This window comes from Thermomicrobium sp. CFH 73360 (genome assembly GCF_023806465.1).
GTDB lineage: Bacteria > Chloroflexota > Chloroflexia > Thermomicrobiales > Thermomicrobiaceae > Thermomicrobium.
Window position 1 is genome coordinate 535,484 of sequence record NZ_JAMSLS010000001.1, and the last position, 15,613, is coordinate 551,096.

The following is a 15,613-nucleotide window of genomic DNA, read 5'->3' on the forward strand; positions in this document are numbered from 1 at the left end:
GAGGTTGCACCAGCGAGGAGGATGGCACCGATCAACGCGTGCCCGGGCACAGTGTGCTCGGCCAGTTTCTCAACCCGCCACATCGATTCCCAGCCAGCACGATAAAAGCCACGCTGGGACTGAACACGACAAGCGTTCCCCGCACGCTGACCGTCTCCCCATCGCCTTGTTAGAAGCGATGTCAGAGTGTCCTCAACGGCGCACACCCTCGTAGAGGAGCTCCCGTGTGCGCGCTGCCACCTCGTCCGGGTCGACCTGGACACGCGCCACGCCGGTTTCTATCGCCGCGCGAGCGACTGCCGCCGCTACCGCGGGTGGGACGTTCAGATCCAGGCTATCGGGGATGACAAACTGTGGGGAAAGCTGGCGCGGTGTCACCAACTCAGCGATCGCCCGCGCTGCAGCCAGCTTCATGGCATCGTTAATGTCCCGAGCACGCACATCGAGGGCTCCACGGAAGACACCAGGGAAAGCGAGCGAGTTATTCACCTGGTTCGGGAAATCAGAGCGGCCAGTCGCCACGACGAGCGCACCGGCCTCGTAGGCAAGGTCTGGGTGAATTTCTGGATCAGGATTCGCCAAGGCGAAGATAATGGGGCGGGAGGCCATCGTCCGGATCATTTCCGGCGTGAGGATATTCGGACTAGACAGGCCAATGAAGGCATCCGCTCCAACGAGCGCATCCGCCAGACTCCCTCGCACCCCCACCTTATTCGTGAGCCGAGCAATCTCCATCTTGTAGCGATTCATCCCTACTTCGCGGTCGCGGTAGATGGCACCGTGGCGGTCGCAGAGCACGATGTCACCGACACCATAGACGAGGAGCAACTTCGCCGTGGCGATCCCAGCCGCGCCGGCGCCGTTGATCACGATCTTCGCCTCACCGAGCGGCGTCCCGCGCAGCTTGAAGGCGTTGAGGAGACCCGCCAAGACTACGATGGCGGTCCCATGCTGGTCATCGTGGAAAACCGGCATATCGAGGCGCTCCTTGAGTGCCGCCTCGATTTCGAAGCACCGTGGGGCCGAGATGTCTTCCAGGTTGATACCACCGAAGGAGGGCGCAATCGCCGCCACGATGTCGACAATCCGCTCCGGGTCACGCTCGGCGATACAGATCGGGAAAGCCTCAACACCACCCAGCGACTGGAACAGGACGGCCTTCCCCTCCATTACCGGCAGCGCCGCCTGTGGCCCGATGTCCCCAAGGCCAAGCACTGCACTGCCGTCGGTCACAATCGCCACCAGATTTCCCTTGACGGTGAGATCATAGACTGCCTCACGGTGCTGGCGAACTTCTTCGACCGGGGCGAGTGCAGCTGGCGGCAAGTAGAGCAGGTTCAGGATGTGATGGTCACGAACGGGCAACTTGCTGCGGATCTCGAGCACACCGCGGTAGCGCCGGCGAAGGTCAAGTGCCTGCTCGTTTAACGAGCGCGGCCGCCGGGAGCTCACCCGTGGGGGCTCAAAAGCCCCCTCGTAGATGTACCGCCGCGTATTCTCGGCGACCTGCTGCGGATCGACTTGGCGCGTCGCCTCACCGGTCTCGAGCGCCGCCTGAACCACCGCAGCAGCGATTGCTGGCGCAACGCGGAAGTCGAAGATCTGCGGCACGATGTGCTCCGGCCCACGTTGCTCCGGCGGCACCAGGCTGGCGAGTGCCTCAGCAGCGTAGATGAGCGTCCGCAAGCGGATGTTGCGAGCCCCCGAATCGAGCAGCCCTCGGAAGACGCCGGGGAAGACGAGCGAGACATCCATCATGTTTGGGTAGTCTGAGCGGCCAGTCGCCACAACCGCCGCACCGGCTTGGCGCGCCAGAGTCGGATCGATCTCCGGCGTCGGCAACGCGAGGGCAAAGACAATTGGATCAGCGGCCATCGACGCCACCATCTCCGGCGTCAAGATGTTTCCTCGCGCCAGCCCAATGAAGACGTCCGCACCCTTCAGCACATCGGCGAGTGAGCCACGTCGCCGTTCTGGGTTCGTTTCCTTGGCCAGATACGCTTTGGCCCAGTTCATCCGGTAGGGACGTCCGAGGTAGATCGCGCCCGCACGGTCGCACACGATGAGGTCCTTCACCCCGACGCGCGTCAGCAGCCGGGCGACCCCGATACCGGCCAAGCCTGCGCCCGCGATCACCACCCGCACCTGGTCCAGTCGCTTGCCGACGACTTCGAGCGCATTTTTCAGCGCTCCCAGGACCAGGATCGCTGTCCCGTGATGCTGATTCGAAAAGACTGGGATCGGTGCGGCCTTTTCCAAGTGGTCCTGAATCGTGAAGCTGTGTGGTGCGCGAATATGGTCGAGACAGATCGCCCCAAAGGTTGGGATCAACGAGCGAGCAACTTCGACGATCTCCAAAGGATCAGTCAAGTCGACGCCGATCGGGACGGCGTCCACACCGGCGAACGTCTTGAAGAGCACGGCCTTGGCCTCGAGCAGTGGTAAAGCCGCCTCAACCGGGGCCCGAGTTGGTCCGAAGAGGTCCGAGGCATCGGTCAGAATCGCCACCGTGTTGCCGCGTCCAGTGAGATCAAAAGACGCAACCTCATCCTGGCTAATGACTCGGCAGGCTTCGGCGACTCCCGGTGTGTAGACGAGGCTGAGCATCGCCCGGTCACGCAACGGCACTTTGCTCGCGATGCCGATCAGCCCGCGATATTGCCGCCGGTATGCTAATGCTGCATCTGGCTGATCGAGCAGATACATGCCCCACCCCGTTCAGCATGCTCGGACGCTGCGCCCATCGTCGCGGATTGTACGGTGTGCACCACCCTCAGGGCAATCATGCTGTGCAGCGGGCCGTTCGCCGGATGCGTTCGGCTGCCGGATGGTGAACCCCGCTCGCTTCCTTCCTGCCAAGACACCAGCACGGTAACTCCACCTGGCATCCCTGCCACGGCACGTCGCCGATGACCCAGAGCGATCGTCCGCCGCATGAAGACGCCGCACCGAATGACCTGACCAAGCGTGGTTCCGTTGGCCGATTTATGCCGTCTCATCCCGGGTCCCGTAGTCACTCGTGCCGCCGTTCGCTGCGCGGTCCCACTCCTGCCGGACGAGCCAACGCTGCAGTTTACCGCTCGCCGTGCGCGGGAGCTCCTCGACGAACCGAATCGCCCGCGGCACCTTGTACCCTGCCAGACGTGTCCGGCACCAGGCGACGAGTTCCTGCTCCGTCACCTCCATTCCCCGGCGGAGTACAACCGCAGCGACGACGCGCTGCCCCCATTCGACGTCTGGTATCCCCACGACAACCGCCTCAGCGACGGCCGGATGAGCAAGCAGCACCGCCTCGACCTCTCCCGGAAAGACATTCTCACCACCGGTGACAATCAGATCGTCACGCCGGTCGAGGACGTACAAGTACCCCTCTTCATCGAGATAGCCGATATCGCCAGTGCGGAGCCAGCCATCGCAGAAGGCACGGGCAGTCAGGTCGGGCCGGCGCCAATAGCCTGGCGTGACGACTGGCCCCCGCACTTCGATCTCCCCTGGCTCGCCCGGCTCAGCCAAGCTGCCATCCGGTCGGACGATGCGGAGCACGTTTGGATACAGCGGTTTTCCGGCCGAGCCTAACTTACGCAGTGCATCCTCAGGGGCAAGGGTCGCCAGCTGTGATGCAGTTTCCGTCAATCCATACGTCTGCAGCACCGGCAGGCCAACGGCAGCACAGCGCTCGAGCAGTGGGCGTGGTGCTGGTCCTCCGCCAAGCAGGACAGCCCGGAGATGCGCCGGAGAACGCCGCTCGCCGCGCTCTTCGAGCATTCGCCAGAGCATCGTCCCTACGAACGACGCGAGCGTCACCCCACGCTCGATCGCCTCATTGGCCATCACTGCGTCGAACCGCTCGTGCAGTTCAACCGCGAATCCGCCGAGAACGCTGCGAAAGAGAATCGAGAGCCCACCGACGTGAAAGAGGGGCAAGCAAAGCAGCCAGCGATCGTCTGGCAACACCCCGAGGTTCAGCTGGGAACCAACCGCACTCCACCAGTGATTGCCGTAGGTCAGCAAGACACCCTTCGGGCGGTCGGTCGTCCCAGACGTATAGATGAGCGTGTGGACCGCATCGACCTCAACGTCTCGTCGGAGTTCCACCGCTGCCTCCGGCAACCCCGCAAGGTCACTCTCGACATCAACGAGCGTCCCTGTCCAGGACGCGACTGCCGCACGCGTCGCCGGCTCGACCAGCACCACATGCGGATCAGCATCAGCCAGCACAGTCAGGAGTTCCTGTGGGGTATGACGCACGTTGAGCGGCACCAGCACCGCACCAAGTCGGCTCACCGCATGGACGAGCACTACGAGCTCCGGCCGATTCGAGAGACACGACGCGACACGGTCGCCAGCCCGAACACCAAGTCCAGCGAGCTGACGTGCCAAGCGGTCCGCCTCCAGCGCAAGTTCCGCAAACGTCCACGTCCGCTCGCGCCAGATCAGCGCCGCCCGCTCCGGTGTCACGGCCGCGCGCCACGCCAGCCATTCTGGAAGTCGCTTCATCGTTCTCTCAGATCCCTCCGAGCCCCAGCCAATCGAACGTGTAGACGAGCGCGTACGGCCACAAGAGCACCGAGTACACGATAAACCGCACAAGATCCACCTGCCGGAAGTCCACCTGCCACGGATCGATCAGCACGAAGCCTGCTGTCCAGAGGACGCCTGCCAGCAGATAGGCCAAGAAACCGAAGACCGCTCCTCCTATGCGGCCACCGAAACGGCGCGTGCCCGCACCCACGAGCATCCACCCACCGGCGATGAGGAGCGCTGCCAGCACAACCAAGGCATTGGCAAGTCCCCGTGACGTGGCCAAAATCCGTGGCACAACGACCGCGCACAGCGCAAAACCGAGCACGGTCACCAGGCCGCCCGTTGTCACCGCCGCAATCCGCCAGCGGGTAACGTGCTCTTCCTTCATCTGTCTGCTTGCCCTTCGCCCCACCGTACACCAAGCCCACTCCCGGGCGGTAGCCGGAGTCGCCCTCCCACCGGTTCGAATCGTTCCACTGTTCCCAGCGAGCGAAGCAGCACCGCGGTCGCTAATCCATGCGCTCGCTCGGTACCCGGCAGAGCTGCCGCGGTGTGCAGTGCCGCTGCGAGCCCGATTCCCGACTCGAAAACGCTGGTGACAACCGCCTCGATCCCACACCGAGCTGCCTGCTCCACTGCGGCCAGCAAGCGGCGTGGTCCACCGAGTAGCGGCAACTTCAACACGTGGACATCCGCCGCCGCCAGCGCAAGCGCTCGCTCGACCGTCTCCAGTCCAAGAAGCACCTCATCAGCGGCGACGGGCACCGGCGAACGCCGCCGGAACTCCGCAAGTTCCTCAAGCGTCCCCACCGGCTGTTCCAAGTACTCAACGTCAAGCGGTGCGACCGCTCGCGCGAAGGCAAGCGCTTGCTCGACCGTTGCAGCACCATTCGCGTCCAGTCGCAACCGTACCGTCGATCCAACCGCCGCACGCACCGCAGCGACCCGCTCCGCTTCGCTCGGCTCGAGACGCACCTTCAGCTTCAGCGTGCTGTATCCAGCCGCCACGGCCTGGCAAGCGGCTGTCACGGTTGTCTCCACATCGAGAAGCCCGATGAGCGCGTTCACCGCCACCGTCAGCCGGGCGGTCGGATGCAGCCAGCGCGCTAGCATTACACCCTCTCGCTGTGCTTTCAGATCGAGGAGTGCGGTCTCAACTGCTGCACGCGCCGCCCGCGCCCCATCCGCCAGCGTCGGCACACGGTCGAGTGCCTGACAGAGTGACTGCTCGCCGGAGAACGCGTCCGCCTGACGAAGGCTGGTCAACCAGACTTCCGCCTCACGAAGCGCCCGGACTTCGCTCCCCGGCCACGGTGCGACGTCACCAAGCCCGATGAGGCCATCCGGCGTACGGAGCTCGACGATCAGGCCGCTTCGTTCACAGAGCTCGCCGCGCGCCGTCGCGAACGGTACTCGGAACTCTAGTCGGTAGGGCCACCAGCAGCACTGCAGCGATCTCACCACAGCAGCCCTATCGCGAAGAGCACAGCAAAGATGAGCTGGAGCTGCCCCGTACGTCGCAACACTCTGTTCAGCGCTGGCCCTGAGGTTCCACCAAGCACGAGACGCACGAGCTTGACAGCCAAGGGCAGCGTCAGCAGCGGGAGTAGGAGCGCCAGTCCCCCTTGTCCTTGCAGCACAAGGAGAATGGGGACAAAGTAGGCCGCACCGACGAGGAGCGCGTACTGCCAGCGAGTTGCTCGCTCGCCAATGCGCACCGCAAGCGTCTGTTTCCCAGCAGCTCGGTCGGTCTCGATGTCACGCAAGTTGTTGACGACAAGGATCGCGGTGATCAACGCCCCAACCGGCACCGCGGCGATCAACGCAAACCCGGAGAAACTGTCACTTTGCAGATAGGCACTGCCACCGACCGCGATGAGCCCAAAAAAGATGAAGACGAAAAGGTCACCCAGTCCGATGTATCCCAGCGGCCAAGGGCCAGCCGTATAGAGGATTCCCGCTGCGATGGAGGCAAGACCGATCAGCAGGATCGGCCAACCACCGACCCACACCAGGTAGAGGCCAAGCAGCGCTGCTGCACTGAACGTCAAGGCGACCGCCCGCTGCATTTCACCAACCGTTACGAGCCCTCGCGCGGTGATCCGCGTCGGTCCCACCCGCTCTGGCCGGTCAGCTCCCTTCAGGTAATCAAAGAGATCATTTGCGTAGTTCGTCCCGATCTGGATCAAGACGGCTGCTGCCAGCGCTGCAAGGAACGGGAACCAGCGTACTGTGCCCGTCTCGCGCACCCCAACGGCCGTACCGACCAGAACAGGGCCCACGGCAGCCACCAACGTCGCCGGACGAGCTCCGAGCCACCACACTCGCCAGCCCAGTCGGTTGGTCTCTCGCCTGGCCGAATCGCTCGCCGGCATCGCCATTCTGGCACCTCACTGCATCAGGGGAAACGCGGGAACTTCGAGAAATCAGGCTTGCGCTTCTCCAGGAAGGCACGGTGCCCTTCTTTGGCCTCGTCAGTCAAGTAGTAGAGCAGGGTCGCATCGCCCGCGAGTTGCTGCAGTCCGGCGAGCCCGTCGGTGTCCGCGTTGAAAGCCGCCTTCAGGAAGCGGATCGCCATCGGGCTCTTCTCTAAGATCTCACGCGCCCACTGCACGGCCGTTTCCTCAAGCTTCTCGTAGGGCACGACCGCGTTCACCAGCCCCATTTCCAGTGCCTCTTGCGCGGTGTACTGACGACAAAGAAACCAAATCTCCTTCGCCTTCTTATGCCCAACGATCCGACCGAGCAGGGTTGCTCCATACCCAGCGTCGAAGCTCCCCACTCGCGGGCCGACTTGCCCGAACTTGGCGTGCTCGGCCGCAATCGTGAGGTCACACACCACGTGCAACACGTGTCCACCGCCGATTGCATACCCGTTGACGACCGCAATGACTGGCTTCGGGAGATAGCGGATCTGCTTCTGCAGGTCAAGCACGTTGAGGCGAGGGATACCTTGATCGTCAACATAGCCACCCTCGCCACGCACCCGTTGATCACCTCCCGAACAGAAAGCTTTGTCACCCGCACCAGTCAACAACACCACGCCGATTGACGCGTCGTCCCGCGCATGCGCGAACGCATCCATCATCTCCATGACCGTCAGCGGCCGAAACGCATTGCGCACTTCAGGACGGTTAATGGTGATTTTCGCAATCCCTTCTCCCTCCAACCGCTCGTAGAGGATGTCCGTATACTGCTTGATTGGTATCCACGTGAACTGGCTCATGCGACCTCCTGTTGCCTACGTATGATCACTCGCGACGCGCCACGGGCGCTCCCGTCAATCTTAGCGAGCCTGCTGGGCGAAGAGGGTCCCAACCTGGATGTGGTATGCCGCCGAGGAGTACGCAATCTGATCCATTAGAACACAGCCTGCCTCACAGGATTGACCATCGAAAATCCGCTACCGGAACACTGCCGAGTTCAGTGCAAGTGCCGAATCAGACTGTACCGCACAGCCAGTGAGGTGCGGATGCCCCTGGTACAGCTTCTCTGCTCGGGTGCTGCCTTACCGATGTCCGCTGCACACCAACTCAGCACGGCCGAGCCCGTCTCACTTGTCCATCGCGGTGTGACAAGTCACGCCGACGCCTCATCGTTGGTACTGCGGACGAAGGGCAATCGGAGGGAGCACGGACACGCACCACACTGCCTGCCACCGAAGCGAGCCACTGCCCATCGCTCTTCGGTCGCACCTCAGCCGACGTGGGAGCAAGATAGCGCGTGAAGGTGGCCGCAACGCAAGAAATGCTGTCCAATCCGGTGACGGGAACGAGGCCTAAGCGAATTTGCTCCTCCCCATCGAAGCTCGTCGGTCACAGATTCCCAACGCTCACGGCGGACCGGGTTCCTCTCCGCCTGTGCTTACCTGGCGGACCAATTCGAGGAGCTCTTGCTCGCTCCAGGCATCACGGTTACCGGCAAGGACCACGAGTTGGTAGCGACGCAGACCGTCGTCCCACACCGCGGTTTGTGGCCAGCCCCATACTGGATGCGGCACCCAACAGAGCTGGACCCGCTCCGACACCTGGTCACAGTGTGCCTCCGGTCCAGCAGTGGGCCCACCAGGTCCGGCGACCGAAATACTCAGCCGTGCCACAAGCGTCGGGCCGACCAGCCCGATCCTAACCGTCTCCGAACTTTCACGCAGAGCTGAAACGACACGGAGTTCCGCCGGAAACGTGACGGCGGCTACGTTGGGAGCCAGTGCCGCCAGGGCATCCGGGACGGCTTCGAAGACCAGCTGCGTTTGCCATGTCACACCATCAGCCTGGAGAACATAACACCCTGGCTGTTCCACCTGGAGCTCCACCGACCGTGACCGCTCGCGCATGCGATTGGGCTCGATAAACAGCGCGGGCTGTCCGTCCACCGCAAGTGGGACGACCTCCGGTAGATGGAACAGACGGACAAGGATCGGGCCTCGCTCACTTGCCACGACCTGGAGTTCGGTGTGGATGGTTTGGCCGGATGTTGCATTGCGATCACCCAGATTCACCACCGCATCCGGGCCCAGCCCGAGGTAGATCGGCCCCTCACCAACCATACTTCCGTACGCCCAAGAACTCCTTGGACAAGGCTGTTCAACCGCCGGCGGTCGGAGCGGACGCTGCTGCAGTGCTGCGACCAGGAGTTCCTGTGGGCTCGCGGGAAGCGATTCGGCACCAACCGCCCCTGCGACCACAGCAATCACGACATGCTCAGTACAGTCGAACTCGATCATCCCGAGCATCGGCTTGGCCATGAGGTCGTCTGCCTCGCGGAGCAGCGCCGCCGCCACGAGAACGCGCCGCGCGTCAAGAGGCAGGAAACGCACGAATTCGAGCACGCTCCAGCGTTCGCGCTGTACCGCCCGCCGCTCCACCCAATCGAGAAACGCCTCAGGCCACTCGGTGTACAGACCTGTTTCGAGCGCCTCCGGCTCACGTGGCACAACAGCGAACGTGCGTGACTCCACAGCCAGTGACGTTGGTGACGCGAGGAAACCTCTCAAACGCCCGACATCGCCACGACTCAGAGCAGAGAGGAACGAGGCCAAGCTGTCGAGCGTCCCATCCAGCGTGCAGGACATCGGCAAGTCGACGGGAACGGAAGGAGTCGGTAGCGGTGGAAGAGTGGCCGCTTCCGTGAGTCGAACCGTCGGGACAACTGTCGCCGGTACTGTCCCAGCAGTCGGCGTGGACGGTAACCCACGACAGGCTGCGGTGAGCAGAAGGACTGGTACGAGGGCCCGGAGCAATCGAGACACGGGCACACACTCCTCGTGGCTCACTGCACCCCGAGCCCGGTATACCACGACGATAGGACCATCAGGGATGAATCCAAACCGCCGTCCCGACAGGAGTCCAGTCGTAGAGCCAGGCGGCAGCATCTAAGGGAAGATTCACGCAGCCATGACTCATTGGATGACCAAAGTTGTTGTGCCAGTAGGCACCGTGCAGCGCATAGCCGAGATAGAAATACATCGTGTGTGGGACATTTGGAAGATCATAATAGTCAATACCTGGCGTTCCACCTCGCATCCGCTCGTAGCGGAGCTTCACGTACACACGGAAGGTTCCGGTCGGGGTTGGATACTGCGGGAGTCCGGTCGAAACGAGCGTCCAGAAGACAAGACGATCGTGTTCCCAGGCCCGGAGCGCTTGATCGCTGAGATCGACCTCGATCCACTTCGCTTCGCCAACAGGTGCTCCTGCAGGCGGAGTACGAACAAGACCAGGTGCGCGGGGAAACAACGCTGGTGTGAAGACCGGGACATCGGGTGGCTGGGCAAGCGGTGCGCGCTCCGCTGCGATCCGCCGGGCAGCCCACTCGCCAAGGCGCGTCACCTGGATTTCCCCAGCCGTCCCCCGCTGTGCCGGATGCCACTCCAGTCGGGCACGTTCGAAATATTGGACAGTGAGCCCATCCTCAGTCAGTTCCTCGCTGATGGGATACCCGAAGATCCGCACCCCTCCGAAGCGTTCCCAGAACCAACGGAAGCCATGGCAGAGGTTGTGCTGCGTTTCGACGAAGTACCGACAGGCCGTGTTGTCCGCTGGTTCAGTGGGAAGGAATGCCCGATCAAAACGGCCCCTCGTTGCCTCGGCACCAAGCCGTCGCAGCTGGACTCGCCACTCGGGGGATACTTCCGGATGCCACTCAAAAACGGCACGCTCAAAATACTGGACGGTCGTTCCTTGTTCGCTGAGTTCCTCACTGAGCGGATACCCGAAAATGGGAACATCGCCGTTCCGCAACCAGAATTCGAGGAAACCATAGGCGAGTGTGTGACCGGTCTCTGGGAAGTAGACACGCTCTGGCCCACCCAGCACTGCCCCGACCGGTGACGGTAGGACAATCACAAAGAGCAGTGCAAGGGCAAGGCCACCGCACATGGCGCGGGCGAGAGGGTTGCCAGCACTGGCGCGGGGCACGAACAGAACCATGCTGTGCACTCCAGCCGTTTGGGAACGAGTGACCTTCTTCAGAATACCCGTAGGAGGAGGCACGGGGCAAGCCAAAGCGAACGTTCGCTCTTTTCCGTTCCACCTTGGATCAGCTCGGCCCGGTGACCTTTTTGTTCTCACTGGTGCTTGTGTCCTCATTCGAGAGACTTGGGAAAATTCCAGAGTAAGCGGCTCGGCGCGAGACTGCACTCAACTGAGGCGCACGGCGGCACCAGGTTGGATGAAGTGCGCTCGGCAGCGTTTGCTCGCTGGCACCCATGTCTCCCGAGCCGGTGGTCACGCCAAAGGCGAAAGCCCCGTCCAGCCTTACCACCTTCGGCGGAACTCGCTCTCAATACGGAAGGCCTCCTTGGCAGCAGACCCCACGTGCTTCGCCGGGCTCGGCACGGAGGCACGAAGAGAGCCGCTGGAGCCAACCGCGACTTATGGACTGCGGGGAATCACGAGCACCTGTCCAGCCTGTAGCTGGTTAGGATCTTCAATGCCATTCGCTTCGATCAACGCCTGAAGGGAGACGCCGAAGCGAACCGCGATGCTATAGAGGGTGTCGCCTGGTTGGACGACATACGTGGTACCGCTGCCAGGCGTCACCGGCGCTGCGGGGACAACCGTTGGCGTTGGTACACGAAGGGACGGTGGTGGCGGCGTCGGGGTGACGATCGGCAGTGCTGGCAACGGTGTCGCGGTCGGAACAGCCGTCGGTGTAACGGTCGGCATCGCTCGGTTGAATGGCAGGCAGGCAGCCGCAAAAAGCATGCTCGTCACGATGAGCCAGCGGATCTTCATCACGCCCCTTCTCTCCCAAAGAGCTCTTGCTGCCGCTGCGCGATTTCAGCCCGACGCGCGCGCTCAACGGCCTCATCCCGCTCGAACGTGACGCGTAACACCATACCGCGCCGCAGCCAGGGGAGCAGTGACCGCGGCACAACCAATTCCGGCCCTTCATCAAAGACGAGTACCGCGAACTCCTGCCCATTCTCCCCGCTTTCAATCCGGTCGACGGTCGCCCAGAGCCAGGTTTGCATTAGGAGCGCTCCCTCTGTGTTTTCACGGTGTACCGCTCGCCATCCGTTGTCACGACGACCGTTCCGTCGACATCTGTCCGGTAGATGCGAGCGCCAGCAGCACGCAAACGCTGCAGCACCGCCGCATGCGGATGCCCGTAGGCGTTGTCTCTCCCCACGGAAATGATAGCCACTTCTGGCTGAACCACAGCGAGAAAGAGCTCGCTTGAGGAGGTACGACTACCGTGATGACCGGCGACGAGGATTGCCGCGCGCAGTGCTTCACGGTCGCGCTCGACGAGTGCCGCCTCACCACGGGCCTCGAGATCACCCGGCAGGAGTATTCGAACGGCTCCATGTTCTACCATCAAGACAACACAGTTGTCGTTGTCCGAGATCTCGCCGTCCGCATCGACAATCAACGGGCTCTCTGGCCAGAGGATCCGCACCCGCACCTGTGCACCGAGCTCCAACACTTGTCCTCGTTCGGCTCGGAGTGGCTGGATACCGAGGTCACGCACCAAACGGAGCGTCTCCGCATACGTACGATTTGTCGAAGGCAAGACTGGATCGACGTACGTGTTCACTGCAATTCCCTCCAGCACCGCCGGCATGCCCCCCACGTGGTCTTGATCGGGATGGCTCAAGACGAGATAGTCCAGCCGATCGACTCCATGCGACCGAAGGAACGGCAGGATGACCTGTTCGGCGTCTTCCCGGCTATTCCCGGCATCATACAAGAGCGCATGCCCATCCGCCGTGACTGCTGTCACCGCGAGCGCCTGCCCGACGTCGAGCACCGCAACGGTCAGCGTTGCCCCTGCCGATCCCGCTCCTCGCCCGGGCAGCGCACAGCCAATGACGAAGAGTGCCAGGGCCTGCAGAATGAAGAGGCGAAGGATCCCTCGTGCCACCTCGGTCAGTCCCTGGCTGCACGACGGACAAGCCACAGCCGCTGCAGGACAGTGAGGTTGGTCGCCACGGCCAAAAGCCAGAGCACCCAGATGGGGCGGTCAAGCAAAAGCCCCAGTGCAAGCACCACGATGCGCTCGGGTCGCGCGAAGAACCCCTGCGTCAGCGCGATACCGGCACCTTCCGCCCGCGCTCGCACGTAGCTCACCAAGATCGACCCCACAATGGTGGCATAGCAGAGGAGGACGGGGACGGCACCGAGCTCCGTCCGCACGATCCAGATGAGGAGTCCTCCGAGCACGAAGGCCTCCGCGTACCGGTCGAGGACAGAATCGAGCACACCACCAAACCGCGTTACGCGTCCTGTCGCCCGTGCCACCGCACCATCGAGCATATCGAAGGCTCCGGCAACGATGAGGAGGACACCGGCAAGCTGCAGTCGTCCTTCGGCAGCAACCCAACCCACCACTCCATTGAGGACGAGCCCCATCACCGTCAACTGGTTCGGCGTGAGGCCGGTCCGTGCCAGGAGGGCACCGAGACGCAGGACGCGCTCGCGCACACGATCCGCAACGAGTGAACTAAGCACGCGTTCCTACCTCCCCGACCACGCTCGGAGCGCGACCCGGAGCGAGTCCCACCAGTCCATCGGCGGTTCTGCCGCTCGTTCGCGCACTCCCCGCAGGAGCCGCTCGTAATAGGCCAGTGTACGCTGTGCGATGACGGGCCATGAGAACTGCTCGGCACGCTGTCGGCCCGCCTTGCCCAGTCGTTCACGGAGGTGAGGATCAGCGAGGAGATGCACCAACGCCACTGCCAAAGCCTCGGCATTCTTCCGCTCGACCAGCAATCCCTCGACGCCGTGACGGAGCACGAACCGAAATCCCCGGATGTCGCTCGCAACGACCGGCCGCCCGCTGGCCATCGCTTCGAGCAACACAATACCGAAGCTCTCTCCACCTGTTGCCGGGGCACAGAACACGTCACAGGCGGTGTAGTAGGACGGCAACAACTCGTCAGGGACGGGACCCACAAAGCGAACGTTTTCGCCAAGTTCTGCCCGCTCGATCTGCCGCTCGTAGCGCTGGGGATCTCCCGGTCCGACGACCAGGAGTAAGACGTCTGGAAACTCGCGTCGCACGAGTGCAAGCGCTTCCAGCAAATACCGGAGTCCCTTGCGCGACTCGTTGAACCGGCCGACAAAAAGGACTGTTGGACGCTCGAAACGCGCGATCGGCGGAACATCCGGGCGGAACCGCTCAATATCGATACCGTTCGGGATAAGTTCGTAATACCCAGGAAAGTAGCGAGCAATCGACTCCAGCGCAGCCGGCGAGACGGCAATCCGCCCATGAAGCTTCGCGAAGAGCAAGCTCAGCACGGGTTTGGCCGAAAGATACCCCCAGTTGTGCGCTCGCGCCGCATGGAACGTCCCGACGTTCACCGACCGGGAATGTAACAGGGCGAGTTGGGGCAACATTGGTGCAAGCGGCTCATGCAAGTGGACAATATCGAAACGTTCACGACGAAGGAGCTCCTTCACCTTCCCGGATACGAATGGCGAGAGTGTGATCCGCGCTGTTGAGCCGTTTGCCGGGACAGGAACTGCGACCCCCAGCTTGATCAGATGCCCATCGTCGCTCTCCGACTCACCGGGCGAACGCGGAGCCAGAATACGCGTGTGGTGACCAAGCTTGCAGTATTCCGCGTCAAGATGAAGAATGTGCTCGTTGACGCCGCCGGGATAGCTGAAGTCAAACGGGGATACGAAGAGAATCCGCATCGTCCACTCCGTTTGTCACGCTGCTCCGAGGAGACTGATGACGACTTGGGCACTCATCGCCTTCATCTGTGGACTGTGGTGGACGCTCGCCACGCTCTGGCGTCTGACGCGACCGATGTTGCGGCCACCACTCTGGCTCGCGCTTCTGCGTGACGTCGTTCCAGCACCATTGCTGGGGCTGCTCCTTGTGCGTCTAGTCGGCATCAGCTGAGACGCTCGGATGCTCCGTTCCGGGTTGCCTTTCATCTTCCCGCTCGCCAGAGCCAATTTCGTGAAGGACAACCGCGTCACGTCCTATCGTCCGGACCTGTGCGATCGGCACCGTCCGTCGCCGACCGAGTAACCCGCCGATACCAGGCGGAGCAATCACCACTGTCGTGAGTGCGCCACTCACCGGGTCGAACTCCGCGTCGTCAACTGTTCCCTGCGCTTCACCTCGTTCCGTCACCACCCGGAGCCCAACAAACTCGTCGATTCGAAGCGTGGTCCTCTCGCCGTCACTGGCCGGCCGGAGCACCTCGCGCTGCGGAAGCATCACTGCATCGGGTCCAATGCTCTGGAGCTCGGAAAAGGAGACATCGCTCAAGTTCCCGCGGAACCGTCCACCACGCCGTACGCGAAGAGCCGCGACCCGTCGCTCTTGTGGATCAATCAATGCGTCTGAGACCTCGCCGAGCCGCTCGCCACTTTCGACGACAATAACTGCTAGGCCACGCAGCGCCCGGAGTTCCACGGGAGCGCTCCTTTCATCCCTTCGGCACCATCATACCCTGCGCATTGATCAGTTTCTCATCGCCTTCCCTTGGCGTCCAGAGCAATGTGGTATTGCCTCGTCCTTCGGTCTGAGCACGTCAGCGGCCCCGTCTGCCAGGACCAACAGCGGCAGACAAACTCGGCATCCGTCTGTTGTGTATCCTCTCCGATGAGTAACCGCTTGGTCG

15 protein-coding genes and 1 pseudogene are annotated in these 15,613 nt (G+C 62.7%); 1 reads left to right on the forward strand and 15 read right to left on the reverse strand.

Features of this window, described 5'->3' with window-relative positions:
* Positions 1-192: 192 nt before the first annotated feature.
* The 14 genes and pseudogenes from NET03_RS13710 to NET03_RS02475 form a co-directional block, all read right to left on the reverse strand.
* A complete protein-coding gene (locus NET03_RS13710) occupies positions 193-1,452 on the reverse strand; it encodes an NAD(P)-dependent malic enzyme (protein ID WP_252127480.1) in 1,260 nt (419 codons plus the stop codon).
* Between the two features lie 108 nt (positions 1,453-1,560).
* A pseudogene (locus NET03_RS13715) lies at positions 1,561-2,706 on the reverse strand (NAD(P)-dependent malic enzyme); the annotation flags it as partial.
* Between the two features lie 279 nt (positions 2,707-2,985).
* Positions 2,986-4,497 (reverse strand): o-succinylbenzoate--CoA ligase, encoded by a 1,512-nt coding sequence (locus tag NET03_RS02420; RefSeq protein WP_252127294.1) that lies wholly within the window; start codon positions 4,495-4,497, stop codon positions 2,986-2,988.
* 7 nt (positions 4,498-4,504) lie between these two features.
* Positions 4,505-4,912, reverse strand: a complete 408-nt coding sequence (locus NET03_RS02425) for a hypothetical protein (protein ID WP_252127295.1) — start codon at positions 4,910-4,912, stop codon at positions 4,505-4,507.
* A complete protein-coding gene (gene menC, locus NET03_RS02430; RefSeq protein WP_252127296.1) occupies positions 4,909-5,985 on the reverse strand; it encodes an o-succinylbenzoate synthase in 1,077 nt (358 codons plus the stop codon). The genes NET03_RS02425 and menC overlap by 4 nt, the downstream gene beginning before the upstream one ends.
* Positions 5,982-6,905, reverse strand: coding sequence for a 1,4-dihydroxy-2-naphthoate polyprenyltransferase (locus NET03_RS02435; protein ID WP_252127297.1), 924 nt, complete (start codon positions 6,903-6,905; stop codon positions 5,982-5,984). The genes menC and NET03_RS02435 overlap by 4 nt, the downstream gene beginning before the upstream one ends.
* A 17-nt stretch (positions 6,906-6,922) precedes the next feature.
* The gene (gene menB / locus NET03_RS02440) at positions 6,923-7,750 is read right to left on the reverse strand and encodes a 1,4-dihydroxy-2-naphthoyl-CoA synthase (protein ID WP_252127298.1); all 828 of its coding nucleotides are present in this window, start codon (positions 7,748-7,750) and stop codon (positions 6,923-6,925) included.
* 606 nt (positions 7,751-8,356) lie between these two features.
* Positions 8,357-9,772, reverse strand: coding sequence for a hypothetical protein (locus NET03_RS02445; protein ID WP_252127299.1), 1,416 nt, complete (start codon positions 9,770-9,772; stop codon positions 8,357-8,359).
* Between the two features lie 61 nt (positions 9,773-9,833).
* Entirely contained in the window at positions 9,834-10,952 is a 1,119-nt protein-coding gene (locus NET03_RS02450) for a L,D-transpeptidase (protein ID WP_252127300.1), read from the reverse strand.
* A 444-nt stretch (positions 10,953-11,396) separates the two neighbouring features.
* Positions 11,397-11,759, reverse strand: a complete 363-nt coding sequence (locus tag NET03_RS02455) for a LysM peptidoglycan-binding domain-containing protein (RefSeq protein WP_252127301.1) — start codon at positions 11,757-11,759, stop codon at positions 11,397-11,399.
* A complete protein-coding gene (locus tag NET03_RS02460; RefSeq protein WP_252127302.1) occupies positions 11,759-11,998 on the reverse strand; it encodes a DUF3006 domain-containing protein in 240 nt (79 codons plus the stop codon). Before NET03_RS02460 ends, NET03_RS02455 begins: the two co-directional genes overlap by 1 nt.
* On the reverse strand, positions 11,998-12,891 hold the full coding sequence (locus NET03_RS02465) for a ComEC/Rec2 family competence protein (RefSeq protein ID WP_252127303.1): 894 nt from the start codon (positions 12,889-12,891) through the stop codon (positions 11,998-12,000). The genes NET03_RS02460 and NET03_RS02465 overlap by 1 nt, the downstream gene beginning before the upstream one ends.
* A 5-nt stretch (positions 12,892-12,896) precedes the next feature.
* A complete protein-coding gene (locus NET03_RS02470; protein WP_252127304.1) occupies positions 12,897-13,478 on the reverse strand; it encodes a CDP-alcohol phosphatidyltransferase family protein in 582 nt (193 codons plus the stop codon).
* Positions 13,479-13,484: 6 nt separating this feature from the next.
* Positions 13,485-14,672, reverse strand: coding sequence for a glycosyltransferase family 4 protein (locus NET03_RS02475; protein ID WP_252127305.1), 1,188 nt, complete (start codon positions 14,670-14,672; stop codon positions 13,485-13,487).
* Between the two features lie 37 nt (positions 14,673-14,709).
* On the opposite strand from NET03_RS02475, the gene NET03_RS02480 reads away from it, so the two are divergent.
* Positions 14,710-14,883: a hypothetical protein gene (locus NET03_RS02480; protein WP_252127306.1), complete on the forward strand. Its 174-nt coding sequence runs from the start codon at positions 14,710-14,712 to the stop codon at positions 14,881-14,883.
* Here NET03_RS02480 and NET03_RS02485 read toward each other — a convergent pair.
* Positions 14,866-15,405: a PRC-barrel domain-containing protein gene (locus NET03_RS02485; protein ID WP_252127307.1), complete on the reverse strand. Its 540-nt coding sequence runs from the start codon at positions 15,403-15,405 to the stop codon at positions 14,866-14,868. The genes NET03_RS02480 and NET03_RS02485 overlap by 18 nt on opposite strands.
* Positions 15,406-15,613: the final 208 nt, after the last annotated feature.

What these genes read in the sequence shown, in the direction of transcription:
- NET03_RS02450 (WP_252127300.1), bottom strand. Translation starts at nt 10,952, where the DNA reads ATGGTTCTGTTCGTGCCCCGCGCCAGTGCTGGCAACCCTCTCGCCCGC.
- NET03_RS02475 (WP_252127305.1), bottom strand. Translation starts at nt 14,672, where the DNA reads ATGCGGATTCTCTTCGTATCCCCGTTTGACTTCAGCTATCCCGGCGGC.
- NET03_RS02425 (WP_252127295.1), bottom strand. Translation starts at nt 4,912, where the DNA reads ATGAAGGAAGAGCACGTTACCCGCTGGCGGATTGCGGCGGTGACAACG.
- menB (WP_252127298.1), bottom strand. Translation starts at nt 7,750, where the DNA reads ATGAGCCAGTTCACGTGGATACCAATCAAGCAGTATACGGACATCCTC.
- NET03_RS02420 (WP_252127294.1), bottom strand. Translation starts at nt 4,497, where the DNA reads ATGAAGCGACTTCCAGAATGGCTGGCGTGGCGCGCGGCCGTGACACCG.
- NET03_RS02460 (WP_252127302.1), bottom strand. Translation starts at nt 11,998, where the DNA reads ATGCAAACCTGGCTCTGGGCGACCGTCGACCGGATTGAAAGCGGGGAG.
- NET03_RS02480 (WP_252127306.1), top strand. Translation starts at nt 14,710, where the DNA reads ATGACGACTTGGGCACTCATCGCCTTCATCTGTGGACTGTGGTGGACG.
- NET03_RS02435 (WP_252127297.1), bottom strand. Translation starts at nt 6,905, where the DNA reads ATGGCGATGCCGGCGAGCGATTCGGCCAGGCGAGAGACCAACCGACTG.
- NET03_RS02455 (WP_252127301.1), bottom strand. Translation starts at nt 11,759, where the DNA reads ATGAAGATCCGCTGGCTCATCGTGACGAGCATGCTTTTTGCGGCTGCC.